The 14,825-nt window shown below is 68.3% G+C and carries 14 protein-coding genes; 8 read left to right on the forward strand and 6 right to left on the reverse strand.

What is annotated here, in order from left to right:
• Positions 1 to 7: 7 nt before the first annotated feature.
• Positions 8 to 1,372: a DUF3100 domain-containing protein gene (locus BM070_RS12325; protein WP_092939709.1), complete on the forward strand. Its 1,365-nt coding sequence runs from the start codon at positions 8 to 10 to the stop codon at positions 1,370 to 1,372.
• Between the two features lie 75 nt (positions 1,373 to 1,447).
• On the opposite strand, the gene BM070_RS12330 is transcribed toward BM070_RS12325, so the two are convergent.
• Positions 1,448 to 2,392 (reverse strand): LysR family transcriptional regulator, encoded by a 945-nt coding sequence (locus BM070_RS12330; protein ID WP_245785199.1) that lies wholly within the window; start codon positions 2,390 to 2,392, stop codon positions 1,448 to 1,450.
• Between the two features lie 120 nt (positions 2,393 to 2,512).
• On the opposite strand from BM070_RS12330, the gene BM070_RS12335 reads away from it, so the two are divergent.
• The 5 genes from BM070_RS12335 (at position 2,513) to BM070_RS12355 (ending at position 8,309) form a co-directional block, all read left to right on the forward strand.
• Positions 2,513 to 3,397: an NAD(P)-dependent oxidoreductase gene (locus BM070_RS12335; protein ID WP_092939710.1), complete on the forward strand. Its 885-nt coding sequence runs from the start codon at positions 2,513 to 2,515 to the stop codon at positions 3,395 to 3,397.
• Positions 3,398 to 3,421: 24 nt separating this feature from the next.
• Positions 3,422 to 4,954, forward strand: coding sequence for an aldehyde dehydrogenase family protein (locus tag BM070_RS12340; protein ID WP_092939711.1), 1,533 nt, complete (start codon positions 3,422 to 3,424; stop codon positions 4,952 to 4,954).
• Between the two features lie 77 nt (positions 4,955 to 5,031).
• Entirely contained in the window at positions 5,032 to 6,198 is a 1,167-nt protein-coding gene (locus BM070_RS12345; protein ID WP_092939824.1) for a M20 aminoacylase family protein, read from the forward strand.
• 154 nt (positions 6,199 to 6,352) lie between these two features.
• Positions 6,353 to 7,273 carry a site-specific tyrosine recombinase XerD gene (gene xerD, locus BM070_RS12350; RefSeq protein ID WP_092939825.1) on the forward strand — a complete coding sequence of 307 codons (921 nt, stop codon included), beginning with the start codon at positions 6,353 to 6,355 and terminating at the stop codon, positions 7,271 to 7,273.
• Between the two features lie 46 nt (positions 7,274 to 7,319).
• A complete protein-coding gene (locus tag BM070_RS12355; protein ID WP_092939712.1) occupies positions 7,320 to 8,309 on the forward strand; it encodes a Bug family tripartite tricarboxylate transporter substrate binding protein in 990 nt (329 codons plus the stop codon).
• Positions 8,310 to 8,348: 39 nt separating this feature from the next.
• Here the strand turns inward: BM070_RS12355 and BM070_RS12360 are convergent, their stop codons facing one another.
• The 3 genes from BM070_RS12360 to BM070_RS12370 all read right to left on the reverse strand — a co-directional run bounded on the left by BM070_RS12360 (position 8,349) and on the right by BM070_RS12370 (position 12,032).
• Positions 8,349 to 9,647: an EAL and HDOD domain-containing protein gene (locus tag BM070_RS12360; RefSeq protein WP_092939713.1), complete on the reverse strand. Its 1,299-nt coding sequence runs from the start codon at positions 9,645 to 9,647 to the stop codon at positions 8,349 to 8,351.
• Positions 9,648 to 9,741: 94 nt separating this feature from the next.
• The gene (locus BM070_RS12365) at positions 9,742 to 11,016 is read right to left on the reverse strand and encodes an EAL and HDOD domain-containing protein (RefSeq protein WP_092939714.1); all 1,275 of its coding nucleotides are present in this window, start codon (positions 11,014 to 11,016) and stop codon (positions 9,742 to 9,744) included.
• A 212-nt stretch (positions 11,017 to 11,228) separates the two neighbouring features.
• Positions 11,229 to 12,032 carry a ferritin-like domain-containing protein gene (locus BM070_RS12370; RefSeq protein ID WP_092939715.1) on the reverse strand — a complete coding sequence of 268 codons (804 nt, stop codon included), beginning with the start codon at positions 12,030 to 12,032 and terminating at the stop codon, positions 11,229 to 11,231.
• A 47-nt stretch (positions 12,033 to 12,079) separates the two neighbouring features.
• Here BM070_RS12370 and BM070_RS12375 point away from each other — a divergent pair, with 47 nt between their 5' ends.
• The gene (locus BM070_RS12375; protein ID WP_092939716.1) at positions 12,080 to 12,604 is read left to right on the forward strand and encodes a gamma carbonic anhydrase family protein; all 525 of its coding nucleotides are present in this window, start codon (positions 12,080 to 12,082) and stop codon (positions 12,602 to 12,604) included.
• 86 nt (positions 12,605 to 12,690) lie between these two features.
• Positions 12,691 to 13,683: an Hsp33 family molecular chaperone HslO gene (gene hslO, locus BM070_RS12380; RefSeq protein ID WP_092939717.1), complete on the forward strand. Its 993-nt coding sequence runs from the start codon at positions 12,691 to 12,693 to the stop codon at positions 13,681 to 13,683.
• 88 nt (positions 13,684 to 13,771) lie between these two features.
• On the opposite strand, the gene BM070_RS12385 is transcribed toward hslO, so the two are convergent.
• Positions 13,772 to 14,374: a hypothetical protein gene (locus tag BM070_RS12385; protein ID WP_139222819.1), complete on the reverse strand. Its 603-nt coding sequence runs from the start codon at positions 14,372 to 14,374 to the stop codon at positions 13,772 to 13,774.
• A gap of 109 nt (positions 14,375 to 14,483) precedes the next feature.
• Positions 14,484 to 14,768 carry a septum formation initiator family protein gene (locus tag BM070_RS12390; RefSeq protein WP_092939719.1) on the reverse strand — a complete coding sequence of 95 codons (285 nt, stop codon included), beginning with the start codon at positions 14,766 to 14,768 and terminating at the stop codon, positions 14,484 to 14,486.
• Positions 14,769 to 14,825: the final 57 nt, after the last annotated feature.

Below are 14,825 nucleotides of genomic sequence, written 5' to 3' on the forward strand. Positions count from 1 at the left end.
AGGCCCTATGTCAACCATCTCCACTTCTTCCCTTCCGGCGGCGGCTGCGGCCAGCCCGGTGCGCTCCATCAAAGTCAATCAGATCGTCCTGGTGCTGGCGATCGCTGGCGTGCTGACCATCGCATCGGAGTGGTTCGGCACCGCCACGTTCTCGATAGGCTTCACCAAGGTGACGCTGTTTCCGTTTCTCTGGGCGCTGCTCGCCTGCGTGCTGTGCAGCGTCGTCATGAAGAGGACGGATACGTCGGGGCGCGAATACATCCGCACCCAGACCATCGCGTCGGACTTCGTGCAGATCGGCATCATGCTGTTCATCGCCAAGCTGGGGTTCACCGTGGGCATCAACCTGCAGAAGGTGATCGCTGCCGGCCCGATCCTGCTGCTGCAGGAGGCCGGCAACTTTCTCGGCACCATCGTGCTCGCGCTGCCCGTGGCGCTGCTGCTGGGCATCAAGCGCGAGGCCATCGGTGCCACCTTCTCGGTGGGGCGCGAACCCGGTGTCGCGCTGATCGCCGAGCGCTACGGAATGAACTCGCCCGAAGGGCGTGGCGTCCTGGCCGAATATGTGACGGGTTCGGTCATCGGCGCGGCCTTCATGGCCTTCTTCGCCAGCATGGTGGCGCACATGGGCATCTTCAGCCCCGAGGCGCTGGGCATGGCGGCGGGCATCGGCTCGGGCAGCATGACGGCCGCGGCCGTCGGCGCGATCTCGGTCCAGTACCCGGCCGAGAAGGACACCATCGCCGCTCTGGCCGCCGCGAGCAATCTGATCACCACGGTCGTTGGCACCTACATCCTGGTCGTTTTCTCGCTGCCCATGGCCAACTGGCTCTACGCGCGCCTGGAACCCATCCTGGGCAAGAATCGCAAGGCCATCATCGTCGAGCACGACACCGCGATGCGCGAAGCCATGGGCGAGATGCACCAGCAGGCGCGCCTTCCGTTCGGCGGCATCCTGGCTGCCGTGGTCGGCACGGCAGCCATCGCCCTGGTGGGCAACCAGTTCACTGGCGGCAAGTCCATGGCGCTCGCCTTGCCTGGCATGCTGGCGCTCGCTGCCTGCGCGCTGGCTGGCCTGGTGGTGTCGCGGTTGGCGGCCCGGCTGCGCATCCCGGCCATCATCTGGGTGTCGATCATGGGCGTGCTGGTCAGCGTGCCGATGTCGCCCTTGGCCCCCGTGATCAATCCGATGGTGGACAAGGTCAACCTGCTGACCGTGGTCACGCCGGTGCTGGCCTATGCCGGTCTCTCGCTGGCCAAGGACCTGCCGGTGCTCAGAGCCCTGGGCTGGCGCATCATCGTCACTTCGCTGATCGCCACGGCGGGCGCGTTCCTGGCGGGCGCCGCCATCGCGCAGTACTTCGGCGGTTGAATACCGCCGCGGCCCTGGGCGGGGCATGAACCGTTCCCGACCGCTCTTTTTCCCGAAGCGCCGCCTGGTCGGCGCTCAGCCTTTGGTCTTGCGGAAAGCCCGCATGGTGGCGATGAGCTGCAGCAGCAGCTGATTGGCGGCGGCAGGCAGGCTGCGCCCCAGCCGCGTGACGATATGGGCCTCGGCGCTCGCCAGCACCGCCTGGTCGATCGGAATGGCCACCAGATCGCCCGCCTGCGTTTCCTGCGACACGGCAAAGGCCGGCAGCAGCCCCACCCCCAGCCGCGCCTTGCAGAAATGCTTGACCACCGAGATGGAGTCGGTGGTGAGTTTCGGCGACAGCCTCAGCTTTTCCATCTGTTCTGCCAGCGCCACGATCTGCCGCGTTCCGTAGGAGCCGTGCATCAGGGCCAGCGGATGCTCTGCCAGGTGTTTGAACATCGGTTGGCGCTGCAGGCGGGTCAGCGGATGGTCTGGCGCCACGATGGCGCACATCGGTTGGCGCACCGCCGCGCGGGACCGGATGCCCGGCGTGGGCGGCGGGTTGTAGACCAGCCCGATATGCGCCGCATCTTCGCTGACGCGGCGCAGGACGTCGTTGGTGCCGGCCAGGCTCAGGTTGACCGTCAGGCGCGGATGGCGCCGCCAGAAGTCCTGCAGCGGCTCATCCATGAGGTCACTGACGAAGCCTTCCCCCAGCACCAGATCGATGTGGCCCCGCGCGAGTCCGCGCAGTTCCTGCAGCTTGACGATCAGGTCGTCCTGGTGCGCACGGTGCTGGCGGTAGTAGTCGCACACCATCTGCCCGGCCTCGGTGGGGCGCACGCCGCGGCCCATGCGCTCGATCAGCGTCACGGCCAGTTCGCTTTCGAGCTGCGCGATCTGCCGGCTGACCACCGACGGGTTCATGTCCATCTTGTCGGCCGCGGCCCGGACAGAGCCAGAGACCGAAGCCTCGTACAGGTAGCGCACACGGCGGTCGTCGATGAAGCCCGCCGCCAGATCAGCCATCGTGGTCATGGGATGTTCGTTGCTTTGGAGTCAACGAAATTCTACTGGCGTTGACATTGATGGCTGGAAGCGCTGGCGCGAACATTCTTCCTACCGGCACACAACGCCATTCACCGAGAGAGATAGAGCATGAAAACCATTGGCATCATTGGACTGGGCAACATGGGGCGCGGCATGGCGCTGTCGCTGCAGCGCGGCGGCTACGACGTGGTGGGCACGGATGCTTCCGGGGCCATTCGCGCCCTGCTGGCGGCCGACGGCATCCGCGTGGTCGACTCCATCCGCGAGGTGGTTGCAGCGGCGGAGTTGGTCGTTCTCTCGCTGCCCACGGCCGCGATCGTTTCAGAAGTGGTGGCCGGGGCGGGCGGCATCATCGAGCATGCCAAGCCTGGGCTGATCGTCGTGGACACCTCGACCTCCCACCCCGATACCACCCGCGCCCTGGCGGCCAGGCTGCAGGCGGCTGGCATGCGCATCATCGATGCACCCGTCAGCGGCGGCCCCAAGGGTGCGCTCAATGCCACCATGACCATGGTGATCGGCGCTTCCGACAAAGACTTCGCCGAGGCGGAGCCTGTGCTGCAGGCGATGAGCGCCAAGCGCGTGCATGTCGGTGCCGTGGGCGCCGGGCATGTCGCCAAGATCGCCAACAACCTGTTCGCCGCTGCGCATTTGCTGGTCGCGGGCGAGGTCACCCGCCTGGCCGCTGCGGCCGGGGTGCCGGTGGAACGGGTGCTGCAGGGCGTCAATGCAGGCTCGGGCCGCAGCTTCGTCACCGAGCACAACTTTCCGACCTGGGTGACGAGCGGCCGGTTCGACTCCGGCTTCACCATGAAGCTCATGCGCAAGGACGTGCGGCTGGCCCAGGAGCTCACCGCGGGCGTCGGGCTGGACCTGCCGCTGACGCAGCGCGTGGCCGAGCTGTGGGCGCAGAGCGCCGACTCCATCGGCGACGCCGAAGACTTCAACCGCATCGTCGAACTGGGCACTCGCGAAGCCCTGGCAGCGGCCTGACTGACATTGCAAGGAGCCCTTTCCATGAACATCAATCCCATCGAGCAACTGCTGGCGGCCTATGCCGCTTTCTTCCCTGGCGCGCAGATCGGCTCCTATGTCGATGGCGCCATCCTGCCGGGTGAGGGCGCCGATATCGCGCTGATCAACCCGGCCACGGGCCAGGCCTTCCTGTCCTACCAAGACGCGGGCGAGCGCGTGGTGGCCGCTGCCGCACGGTCTGCGCTGGAAGGGCAGCGGACCTGGGCCGCCCTGAGCCATGCCGAGCGCGGCCGCATCATGCATGCGGCGGGCCGGCTGCTGCGCGAGAACATCGAGCCGCTGGCCCAGCTGGAATCCATCTCCGCCGGCAAGCCGATCCGCGACTGTCGCGGCGAGGCGCTGCGCGTGGCCGAAATGTTCGAGTACTACGCCGGCTGGGCCGACAAGGTCTATGGCAACGTGATTCCGGTGCCCAGCGGCCACCTGAGCTTCACCCGCCGCGAGCCCTGCGGTGTGCTGCTGGAGATCACACCCTGGAATGCGCCGCTCTTCACCTGTGGCTGGAACGTGGCGCCCGCCATCTGCATGGGCAATGCTGTGATCCTCAAGCCATCAGAGCTCACACCGCTCAGCTCGCTCGCCTTCGCGTCGCTGATCGAGAAGGCGGGGGTTCCCCGAGGCGTGCTGTCGGTGCTGGCCGGCTACGGCCACACCACCGGGCAGCAGGCGCTGATGAACCGCGCGGTGAAGAAGGTGGTGTTCGTCGGCTCGCCAGCGACCGGGGGGAAGATCGCCGCGGCTGCGGCGCAGCGCGGCATTCCCTGCGTGCTGGAGCTGGGCGGCAAATCGGCCAATATCGTGTTCGAAGACGCCAACCTGGAGCGCGCCGCCATTGGCGCCCAGGCGGCCATCTTCGGCAACGCAGGCCAGAGCTGCGTCGCGGGCTCGCGCCTGCTGGTGCAGCGCAGCATCTATGACCGCTTCGTGAAGATGGTGGCCGACGGCGCAGCGCAGATCAAGGTCGGCGACCCGGCCTCCGCCACGACCGACATCGGCCCGATCCACAACGCCCGGCAGTATCAGCATGTGCTGGACATGATTCGCACGGGCCTCCAGGAGGGAGCCGAAGTGGCCGAGGGCTGCGACGGGCAGCCTGCTGAATCCGGTTACTGGGTGCGCCCCACGGTGCTGAAGAACGTGCACAACAAGATGGATGTGGCGCAGACCGAAATTTTCGGGCCGGTGGTGGTGGCGATCCCGTTCGACACCGAGGAGGATGCCATCGCCATCGCCAACGACAGCGACTTCGGTCTGGCGGGTGCCGTCTGGACGGCGGACATCGGCCGCGCCTACCGCGTGGCGTCGAAGGTCAACGCCGGCACCTTCTGGGTCAACATGTACAAAGTTATCAACGTCGCGGCTCCCTTCGGGGGCTATGACGCCAGCGGATACGGTCGTTCTTCGGGCATCGAGGCACTTCATGAATACACCCAGGTCAAGAGCGTCTGGGTGGAAACCGCCGAGAAACCGGTGCAGGCCTTCGGCTACGCACCCAGCCTCGATATGGCGAAATGATCCCGATGTCCCCAACGGCTCCGGCTTCGGCACCGCAGCCGGCCGGGCCGGTGCCGAAGCCCGCCGAAGCCGTTTCCATGCAAACCCTCGATCTGGACATCTCCCGCGACATGGTGCGCTGGCGGCACGACCTGCACGCCCATCCTGAGCTGGCCTTCTGCGAACACCGTACCTCGGACTTGGTCGCTCGCGAGTTGCAGGCGATGGGCCTGCCCGTGCATCGCGGCCTGGGCCGCACGGGCGTGGTGGGCACGCTTGTGCGAGGGGTAGGGCCTGCCATCGCGCTGCGTGCGGACATGGATGCTCTGCCGGTCCACGAGGCCAACACCTTCGGGCATGCGTCCTGCAACCCCGGCACCATGCACGCCTGCGGGCATGACGGCCACACCGCCATGCTGCTGGGCGCTGCGAAGCTGCTTGCGCGCGACGATGGCTTTCGCGGCACGGTCCACTTCGTGTTCCAGCCTGCAGAAGAGAACGAAGGCGGTGGGCGTGCGATGGTGGAGGACGGCCTGTTCGAGCGCTTCCCGGTATCGGCGGTGTACGGCATGCACAACTGGCCCGGTCTGCCGGCGGGCCGCTTCGCCATCAATCACGGGCCGATGATGGCTGCGCTCGACACCTTCGAGATTCGCGTCGGCGGCAAGGGGTCGCATGCCGCGATGCCCGAGCGCGGCATCGATCCCTTCATGGCCGTGGCGCAGCTGGTGATGGCGCTGCAGACCATTCCCAGCCGCGTGCTGAGCCCGATGGATGCTGCGGTCGTCAGCGTGACGCAGATCCATGGAGGCGATGCCTGGAACGTCATCCCGGACTCGGTGTCGGTCCGTGGCACCGTGCGGTGCTTCGACCCCGCGGTCCAGGACCGGGTCGAGGCAGCCCTGCGCCAGATTGCCGAAGGCTGCGCGGTTACCCACCGGGCCGCGATTGCGGTCGAGTATGTCCGCCGCTACCCACCCACGGTGAACACCGGGCGTGAGGCCGATCAGGCCGTCGCCGCGGCACGTCGCGTCGCGGGGCACGACGCGGTGCAGCTGGGTTGCACGCCGTCCATGGCGTCCGAGGACTTCGCCTTCATGCTGTCGGCCTGCCCCGGGGCCTACATCTGGCTGGGCGCCGACGGTGCCAGCCCCTCAGCGCCTCTGCACAACCCGCATTACGACTTCAACGACGACACGCTCACGGCCGGTGCCGCCTTCTGGGTCGAACTGGTCAGGCAGGAGCTTGCGAAGCAGGGCGGTTAGGGCCGGGCTGAGGCTGTCTCGCTATCATGGCCGGGCCTCTTCGCCCGAACATGATCGCCTCTGATTTCGCAGCGGACCGTTGTCCGTACAGCCATCACATCCTCTCCGTCAAGGAAGGCCGCACACCTCCGGGCTTGTGCGCGGCATGGGCTCCATGAAGGACCGGGTTTCCGCATCGCAGGCCGCAGTCGCAGACCCCGCCATCGATGCCTTCATCGATGCGCTCTGGCTGGAAGATGGCCTCTCGCGCAACACCCTGGCTGCGTACCGGCGCGACCTGGCGCTTTATGCGCAGTGGCTGGCCGAAAGGGGCCGGGCCTTGCCCCAGACCGATGAGTCCGATCTCAATGCCTACATGGGGGCGCGTTACCAGCAGAAAGGCAAGGCCACCTCCGCCAATCGCCGCCTCACCGTGTTCAGGCGCTATTTCCGCTGGGCGCTGCGCGAGAGGCTGATCACCGCCGACCCCACCGCCCGCCTGCAGGCCGCGCGCCAGCCCATGCGCGTGCCCAAGACCCTGACGCAGGCGCAGGTGGAGGCGCTGCTGCACGCGCCCGATACGGCCCAGCCGCTCGGCCTGCGCGACCGGGCCATGCTGGAGCTGATGTATGCCAGCGGCCTGCGCGTGACCGAGCTGGTCACGCTCAAGACCTTCCACCTGGGCCTGCAGGAAGGCGTGCTGCGCGTGATGGGCAAGGGCGGCAAGGAGCGGCTCGTGCCCTTCGGCGAAGAGGCCGGCCGCTGGCTGGAGCGCTACCTGGCCGAGTCGCGCGCGGCCATCCTGGGCGGGCAGCAGAGCGATGACCTGTTCGTCACCCAGCGCGGCTCGGGCATGACGCGGGCCATGTTCTGGGTGATCGTGAAGAAGTCGGCCATGCTGGCCGGCATCACCACGCCGCTGTCGCCGCACACGCTGCGCCATGCCTTCGCCACCCATCTGCTCAACCACGGGGCCGACCTGCGCGTGGTGCAGCTGCTGCTGGGCCATGCCGATATTTCCACCACCACCATCTATACCCATGTGGCGCGCGAGCGGCTCAAGCACCTGCACGCGCAGCACCATCCGCGTGGCTAGGTCGGGACGCTTTCTTTTTCGACTGTCTCTCCTGTCTGGATCCTTCATGCAACGACTTCACCGCCGCCGCCATCTGGCGCTGCTCGCCTCCGGCCTGCTGGCCGGCCTCTCCATGCCGGCGCTGGCCGAGCAGCCCGCCTGGCCTGCGCGCCCCATCCGCATCGTCGTGGCCTATCCGGCCGGCGGGGTGAGCGACGTGGTCGCCCGCGCGCTGGGCGACAAGCTCTCGGCGCGGCTGAACGTGCCCGTGGTGGTGGACAACAAGGCCGGCGCGGGCGGCAGCATCGGCATGGATGCGGTCGCCAAGGCCGCGCCCGATGGCTACACGCTGGGCTTTTCCTCGATCAGCCCGCTGGTGCTGAATCCGCACCTGGGCAAGCCGCCGTTCGATCCGGTGCGCGATATCGCGCCGGTGGCCAGCGTGATGTATTCGCCGGTGCTGCTGGTGGGCACGTCCGCCCTGGGCGCGCGCGATTTCCGGCAGCTGCTGGCGCAGGCGAAGGCGCGGCCGGGCGAGGTGCGCTGGGCCACGTCGGGGCTGGCGTCGCTCGGCCACATCATGCTCGAGCAGATCATGCTGGGCAGCCAGGCGCAGATCACGCACGTGCCCTACAAGGGCGGCGGCCAGCAGCTCAACGATGCGCTCAGCGGCCAGTTCGAAGTGCTGTCCACCAACGCCGCGCCGGCCGTCATGCAGCAGATGAAGGCCGGCCGGCTGCATGCGCTGGCCGTGGGCGCGCCGAAGCGGCTAGAGACCCTGCCCGACGTGCCCACGCTGGCCGAGCTGGGCTTTCCGGCCGCCAACATGACCTCGGTCTTCGGCATCTTCGCGCCGGGCAAGACGCCCGCGCCGGTGATCGAGCGCCTGAACGCGGAGATCAACCGCGCGCTGGCGCAGTCCGATGTGCGGGCGCGGCTGACCGCGTCGGACAACGTGCCCACGGGCGGCTCGGCGGCGGATTTCGCCCGGGAGATCGCGGCCGAATCCGCCAGCAACCTGAAGGTGATCCGCGCCGCGCACATCCAGGCGCAGTGAACGCGAAGAAGGCTGCGCCGGCCGGGGCGCAGCGGGCGTTCACTCGTTGAGGCTCTCGGCCCAGGTCAGGGCCTGCAGGTGGGCCCAGTTGACCTGGCGGTTGGACAGGTGCAGTTCTTCCGCCGCACGTGCGAAGGCCGCGTCGTCGCCGCTTTCGCAGGCCTTGGTGAGTTCCAGGAAAGGCGCGAAGACGCCGGTGTTGTGCAAGAGCGCATCGACCACCGGCTGCGGCAGCGCCACGGATTCGAGGGCCTTGTCCAGCGGCACGCCCAGCATGGTGTCGAGCAGCGAGAACACGCCCACGACGAAGGCGTTGTCGCATTCCTCGGGCGGCAGCAGCTCGGCGGCCAGCAGCTCCATCAGGCGGCCGCGCACCACGGCCGTCTGGCCGACGGCGGGCGGCGTGCTGTCGGCGCGCGAGGTGGTCATCAGGAGCGCGGCCCAGCGGAAGAGCTTCTTCAGGCCGAGGATCATCACCGCATGGCCGAACGAGGTGATCTCGCACGACAGGCCGAAGCCGGACGAATTGATGAACCGCAGCAGGTTGAAGGAGAGGGTGGGGTCCTTCTTGAGCAGATCCTCGATCTCGGCCGTGGAAGCCTGGCGGCGCACCAGGTTGATGAGCTGGATGATGGTGGCCTGCGAGGGGCGGATGGTCTGCGCCTTGACCAGCGACGGCCGCGCGAACCAGAAGCCCTGGAAGAGCTTGACGCCCAGCGCCGCCATGCGTTCGTGCTGCTCGGCCGTCTCCACCTTTTCGGCCACCAGCTGGGCCGGGCTGTGGGCGCGGGCGTACTTCACCAGCGGTTCGGACAGTTGCGGCTGGAAGGCCTGCATGTCCAGCTTGATGAAGGCCGCCAGCGGCAGCCAGGAGGCGTAGGCCTTGCGCAGCACGTCCTGGCTGAAGGCGAGCCGGAAGCCGCGCGCGCGCAGGCCTTCCAGCAGCGGCACGCGGCCCTGGATCTCTTCAGGGGGCGCGCCTTCGGGCAGGATGGGGACTTCCAGCACCACCTTCTCGGGGTGGATCAGCTCCAGATGGCCGCCGGCCAGGCTTTCATGCGTGCAGTTGATGAACACCGTCTTGCGCCCGACCAGGGCCTCGGTGCCGGCATAGGAGAGGGCGTTGAACAGCAGGGCCGCATCGCTGGCCGCCGTGTGCTCGTCGGCGCGGGTCGATCGGTCGAACAGCTCGTAGCCGTACACCGTGCGCTTTTCGTCGAGGATGGCCTGCCGCGCGATGATGATGTGCTCGCCGGACTCTGCCGGGGCGGCATCTTCCAGGGCTTGCGATTCGGTGGGCTCGAAGTCTGGCGAAAGGGGGGCGGATGGGCTCGGCATGGGCGCTGGCTGGGTAGGGAATGGCCCATTCTAAAAGCAGCCCGGGCCCGGGCAGGCCGCCCGGCAGCAGGCGCTTCGCGCGCCTGCCCGGCGGTCAGCTGCCGTCGGCGACGTGGTCGGCCCAGGCGAGGGCCTGCAGGTGGGCCCAGTTGATCTGCTGGCTGGTCAGGCCCAGGCTCTGGGAGGCCTGGTCGAAGGCCGTGTCGTCGTTGTTCTCGCAGGCCTCCGCCAGCGTGAGCAGCTGGCCCAGCGTGCCGGTGCGCTCCAGCAGCGCGTCGGCCACGGCCGCAGGCACGTGCAGCAGGCCCACGGCCGAAGCGAGGGGCATGGACAGCATGACGTCCAGCAGCGAGAAAACGCCCACCACGAAGGCCTGGTCGGCCTCTTCGGGGGTGAGGATCTCCAGCGCCAGCAGCTCCATCAGGCGGCCGCGCACCACGGCCGTCTGGCCGACGGCGGGCGGCATGGTGCCGGTGCGGGAGGCGGTCAGCAGCAGGGCCGCCCAGCGGAAGAGCTTCTTGAGCCCCATCAGCATGACGGCCTGGCGGAACGAGGTGATCTCGCGCGTCATGCCGAAGCCGGTGGAGTTGATGAGGCGCATGAGGTTGAAGGCCAGGCCCGCGTCCTTCTTGAGCACTTCCTCGATCTCGTCGGTGCTGGCCTGGTTCCGCACCAGGTTGATGAGCTGGATGATGCTGTGCTGCGAGGGGCTGAGCAGCTTGGCCTCGACCAGCGAGGGGCGCGAGAACCAGTAGCCCTGGAACAGCTGGATGCCCTTGCTGGAGACCATGTCGTACTGCTGCGCGGTTTCCACCTTCTCGGCGATCAGCTCGGCGTTGGACTGCCGGCCCGCGTAGTTGATGAGTACCGCCAGCTGGTCGTAGGCCAGCACCGAGAGGTCCAGCTTGATGTAGTCGGCCAGCGGCAGCCAGGGCGCGTAGGTCGATTCGAGCACCGTGTGGTTGAACGCCAGATGGAAGCCCCGCTGGCGCAGCTCGGCCAGGATGGGCTGGCGCATGTTCACCTCTTCGGAGGCGGCATGGCCCAGCGGCGGGATCTCCAGCACCACCTTGGCCGGATCGACCAGCTCCAGGTGGCCGCCCGAGAGGCTCTCATGCGTGCAGTTGACGAAGATGAGCTTCTTGCCCACCAGGTCTTCGGTGCCGGCGTGCGAGAGTGCCGTGAAGACCAGGGTCACGTCGCTCGCGGCCGTGTGCTCGGTCTGGGTGCGCGAGCGGTTGAAGAGTTCGTAGCCGATGACGGCGTGCTCACCGTTGACGATGGCTTGCCGCGCGATCATCGCCTTGCTGATCGCGGACGATCCGGCAGGGGATGCCGCGGCGGACAAGGGAGGCGTTGCAGTAGGCATGATTGAGGAAAACGATGATTTTCGGCCAAGCATAGCTTGAGAGGCGCGCCGCGGGACGAAAAGCTCCAAACCCCCGGAGCAACGTGTAGGCCAGTATGCTGGGCGGGGGCCTGCGTTGCGGGCCAGACCTCGCCATCCGGATGGAGATGGCCGGAGATGCTGTGGTTCCTCAGGGGCTGGCGGCGATCGGGGACAAGATCGTTGACAAACTTTCAGCCGTTCTGCAGCCAGTCCATCTCCGCGTCGCTGAAGCCCGCCGCGCGCCGCGCGTCGGCGTTGAAGGGGGGCTTCAGGCGCGGCGCCTCGTACTCGCGCACCAGGTGCGCGTAGTGCGCGACCGGGTCCAGGCCCGCGCTCTCGCAGGTGTGGCGGTACCAGTGGTTGCCGATCGCCACGTGGCCGATCTCTTCGCGCAGGATCACGTCCAGGATGTCCACCGCCGCCAGCGCGTCGGGCGTGCCCACCTGGCGCAGCTTGCGCTGGATCTGGGGCGTGGCGTCCAGCCCGCGGGCTTCGAGCGTGCGCGGCACCAGGGCCATGCGGGCCACGATGTCGTGCGCGGTCTTCTCGCACATCGTCCAGAGGCCCTGGTGCGCGGGAAAGTCGCCGTAGTCGTGGCCGGTGCTGCGCAGATGGGCGCGCAGCATGCGGAAGTGGCTGGCCTCCTCGCCGGCCACGCGCAGCCAGTCGCGGTAGTAGGCATCGGGCATGCCCGCGAAGCGCCAGACCGCGTCGAGCGCGAGGTTGATGGCGTTGAACTCGATGTGGGCGATGGCGTGCATCAGCACGGCGCGGCCTTCGGGCGTGGCGGGCGAGCGGCGGGCGACCTCGGTGTGGCGCAGCAGCGGCGGCCGCTCGGGCCGGCCGGGCAGGGTGGCCGGGTCGGGCTCCGGCAGCGTGGCCTGGCTTGCTATGGAAAGCATAGCTGACTGCGCATGCATCTCAAGCGCTGCGGCCGATTTTTCTTCAGGGTCTGCGAGGCGCAAGACCTCCAGGGCACGTTGGCGAAGCTCCATCCCTACAATTCTAGGTTTTCCACCACATCACGATGACGGGAGACCACATGGCGCTGTATGAACTCGATGGCATTGCTCCGCGCGTGGCGGAATCGGCCTGGGTGGCGGACAGCGCCGAGGTCATGGGCAACGTGGCGCTGGGCGAGGACGCCAGCATTTGGTTCGGCGCGGTGCTGCGGGGCGACAACGACCCGATCACCATCGGCGCGGGCACCAACGTGCAGGACGGCAGCGTGCTGCATGCCGACTTCGGCCAGCCGCTGACCCTGGGCGAGCGGGTGACCGTGGGCCACAAGGTCATGCTGCACGGCTGCACCATCGGCGACGAGTCGCTGATCGGCATCGGCGCGGTGGTGCTCAACGGCGCGAAGATCGGCCGCCATTGCCTGGTGGGCGCGGGCGCCCTGGTCACCGAGGGCAAGGAGTTCCCCGACGGCTCCATGATCCTCGGCAGCCCCGCCCGCGTGGTGCGCCAGCTCACGCCCGAGCAGATCGACGGCCTGCGCCGCAGCGCCCAGGTCTATGTCGAGAACGCCCGGCGGTTCCGCGCGGGGCTGCACCGCATCGGCTGACCGCCCGCGCAAGCGCCTGCCTGGCCGGGACTGCCCGGCTGCGGTCGTTCATTTATTTTTTCCCCTTTTTTGCAGGAAGGCACAGCGTGTCCGAACTCCACAAATTCCTTTTCGATGGCCTGCCGGTGCGCGGCATGCTGGTGCGCCTGACCGATGCCTGGACCGAGATCCTCGCCCGCCGTGCCGGCAACACCGCCACGGGCGCCTATCCCGAACCGGTGCGCGAGCTGCTGGGCGAGATGGCCGCCGCCGCCGTGCTGATGCAGTCCAACATCAAGTTCAACGGCGCGCTGGTGCTGCAGGTCTTCGGCGATGGCCCGGTCAAGCTGGCCGTGGCCGAGGTGCAGTCCGACCTGAGCCTGCGCGCGACGGCCTCCGTCACGGGCGAGGTGCCGGCGACGGCGCGCCTCTCCGACATGGTGAACGTGGGCGGCGGCGGCCGCTGCGCCATCACGCTGGACCCCAAGGACCGCATGCCCGGCCAGCAGCCCTACCAGGGCGTGGTGCCGCTGCATGGCGACCACTACGAGAAGCTGGACAAGCTCAGCGACGTGCTGCAGCACTACATGCTGCAGTCCGAGCAGCTCGACACCACCCTGGTGCTGGCGGCCGACGACAAGGTGGCGGCAGGCATCCTGATCCAGCGCATGCCCATCAAGGGCGAGGGCAACCTCGGCGGCGGCGAGCTGAGCCACAGCGAGAACGAGGACCAGATCGGCCGCAACGAGGACTACAACCGCATCGCCACGCTGACCGCCAGCCTGACGCGCGAGGAACTGCTCTCGCTGGACACGGACACCATCCTGCGCCGCCTGTTCTGGGAAGAGAAGCTGCTGCGCTTCGTGCCCCGCGAAGGCGAGGACGGTCCGCGCTTCGCCTGCACCTGCAGCCGCGAGCGCGTGAGCAACATGCTGCGCAGCCTGGGCGCGGAAGAGGCCGAAAGCATCCTGGCCGAGCGCGGCGAGATCGAGGTGGCCTGCGAGTTCTGCGGCCAGCAGTACCGCTACGACGCGGTGGATGCGGCGCAGATCTTCACCGGCGCCGTGAAGCTGCCGCCGGGCACGGACGCGGTGCAGTGATGCGGTGAGATAACGGGCTGCCGCTTTGCCGGCGGCCGGGTGCGCAGCCCGCGAGCCTCAGAACGTGAACACGTCGCAGCGTTTTTTTTCAGCGCGCGGCGATGAGCCGCTGGAACAGCTGGTGCTCGCATTCCGGGTCGCTGCACTTCTCGCAGCCCCAGCTGCGCATGCGGAGCGGTCGGTCGGCGGCGGATGCCGGCGCCTGCGTTTCGGCTGCGGCGGCCTTGGCCCGGCGCACGCCTGCGAGGGCCATCAGGGCGCTGCTTGCCTGCCGCACGCGGGCCTGCATGTCGCCATAGAGCACCTGGTAGGGAATCTGCGCCGCATGCAGCGCATCGCGCAGACGGGCGTGCAGGGCCTCGGCCGGAGCGTCCGGCACGGGGCCTTCCAGCCCGCCCAGCAAGGTCAGCTGGTAGGTCGCGGCATGGCGGCGGGCAGCGGCCTCGATGGCGCCTGGGCCCGGGATGCGGGCCTCGCCTTGGCCAGCGGGGCCGGCCCGGGTGGCCTCATCGGATTCGGTGGGGAGAGCCGGGTCCAGCACCTGGGCCTGCAGCTCGGTGCGGCCCTGCAGCAGCCATTCGCGGCCGGCGGGCAGGTCGGCGCGCACGGCGGCATCCAGCGCATGCGCCAGTGCAGCGCTGTCGTCGGCGCGGTCGGCCAGGATGGCCACTTGGAAAACGGCGGTAGGCAAGAGGAATTCGCCTGAAGGTGACGGAACGGCGAGGGGCTGCGCGCGTGGGGAGAGGAATACGGGGCGAAGGGTGCTGCCAGCCAGCGAGGTGGGCGGGCGGCGCGCGTTTCTAGCGCCGGTTGCCGGCGATCTGCACGTAGATCTCGTTGGGCTTGACCATGCCCAATTCGCTGCGCGCCTTTTCCTCGACCATGTCCAGGCCGTCGCGCAGATCCTGCACTTCGGAGGCGAGCCGATCGTTGGCCAGGCGGGCCTGTTCGTTGGCGGCCTTCTGTGCGGCGATCTTTTCCTGCATTTCCTGCACATGGGCCAGGCTGCCGCGCCCGGTCCATAGCTGGGCGTGCACACCTGCCAGCAGCAGCAGCAGGACCAGAGGGACGATGCGGGGGGTCATGGGGCCTGGTATGGGAATGCCGGGGGCGCGCTTCGCCGCACTGCAGCCCACCCGCCC

This window comes from Paracidovorax wautersii (assembly GCF_900113035.1).
GTDB classification, from domain to species: Bacteria; Pseudomonadota; Gammaproteobacteria; order Burkholderiales; family Burkholderiaceae_C; genus Paracidovorax; species Paracidovorax wautersii.

Coding starts and splice junctions, on each gene's coding strand:
- BM070_RS12345 (WP_092939824.1), top strand. CDS start 5,032: ATGCAAACCCTCGATCTGGACATCTCCCGCGACATGGTGCGCTGGCGG.
- BM070_RS12370 (WP_092939715.1), bottom strand. CDS start 12,032: ATGGAGCTTCGCCAACGTGCCCTGGAGGTCTTGCGCCTCGCAGACCCT.
- BM070_RS12335 (WP_092939710.1), top strand. CDS start 2,513: ATGAAAACCATTGGCATCATTGGACTGGGCAACATGGGGCGCGGCATG.
- BM070_RS12365 (WP_092939714.1), bottom strand. CDS start 11,016: ATGCCTACTGCAACGCCTCCCTTGTCCGCCGCGGCATCCCCTGCCGGA.
- BM070_RS12340 (WP_092939711.1), top strand. CDS start 3,422: ATGAACATCAATCCCATCGAGCAACTGCTGGCGGCCTATGCCGCTTTC.
- BM070_RS12330 (WP_245785199.1), bottom strand. CDS start 2,392: ATGACCACGATGGCTGATCTGGCGGCGGGCTTCATCGACGACCGCCGT.
- BM070_RS12355 (WP_092939712.1), top strand. CDS start 7,320: ATGCAACGACTTCACCGCCGCCGCCATCTGGCGCTGCTCGCCTCCGGC.
- BM070_RS12360 (WP_092939713.1), bottom strand. CDS start 9,647: ATGCCGAGCCCATCCGCCCCCCTTTCGCCAGACTTCGAGCCCACCGAA.
- BM070_RS12390 (WP_092939719.1), bottom strand. CDS start 14,768: ATGACCCCCCGCATCGTCCCTCTGGTCCTGCTGCTGCTGCTGGCAGGT.
- BM070_RS12325 (WP_092939709.1), top strand. CDS start 8: ATGTCAACCATCTCCACTTCTTCCCTTCCGGCGGCGGCTGCGGCCAGC.
- BM070_RS12375 (WP_092939716.1), top strand. CDS start 12,080: ATGGCGCTGTATGAACTCGATGGCATTGCTCCGCGCGTGGCGGAATCG.
- xerD (WP_092939825.1), top strand. CDS start 6,353: ATGAAGGACCGGGTTTCCGCATCGCAGGCCGCAGTCGCAGACCCCGCC.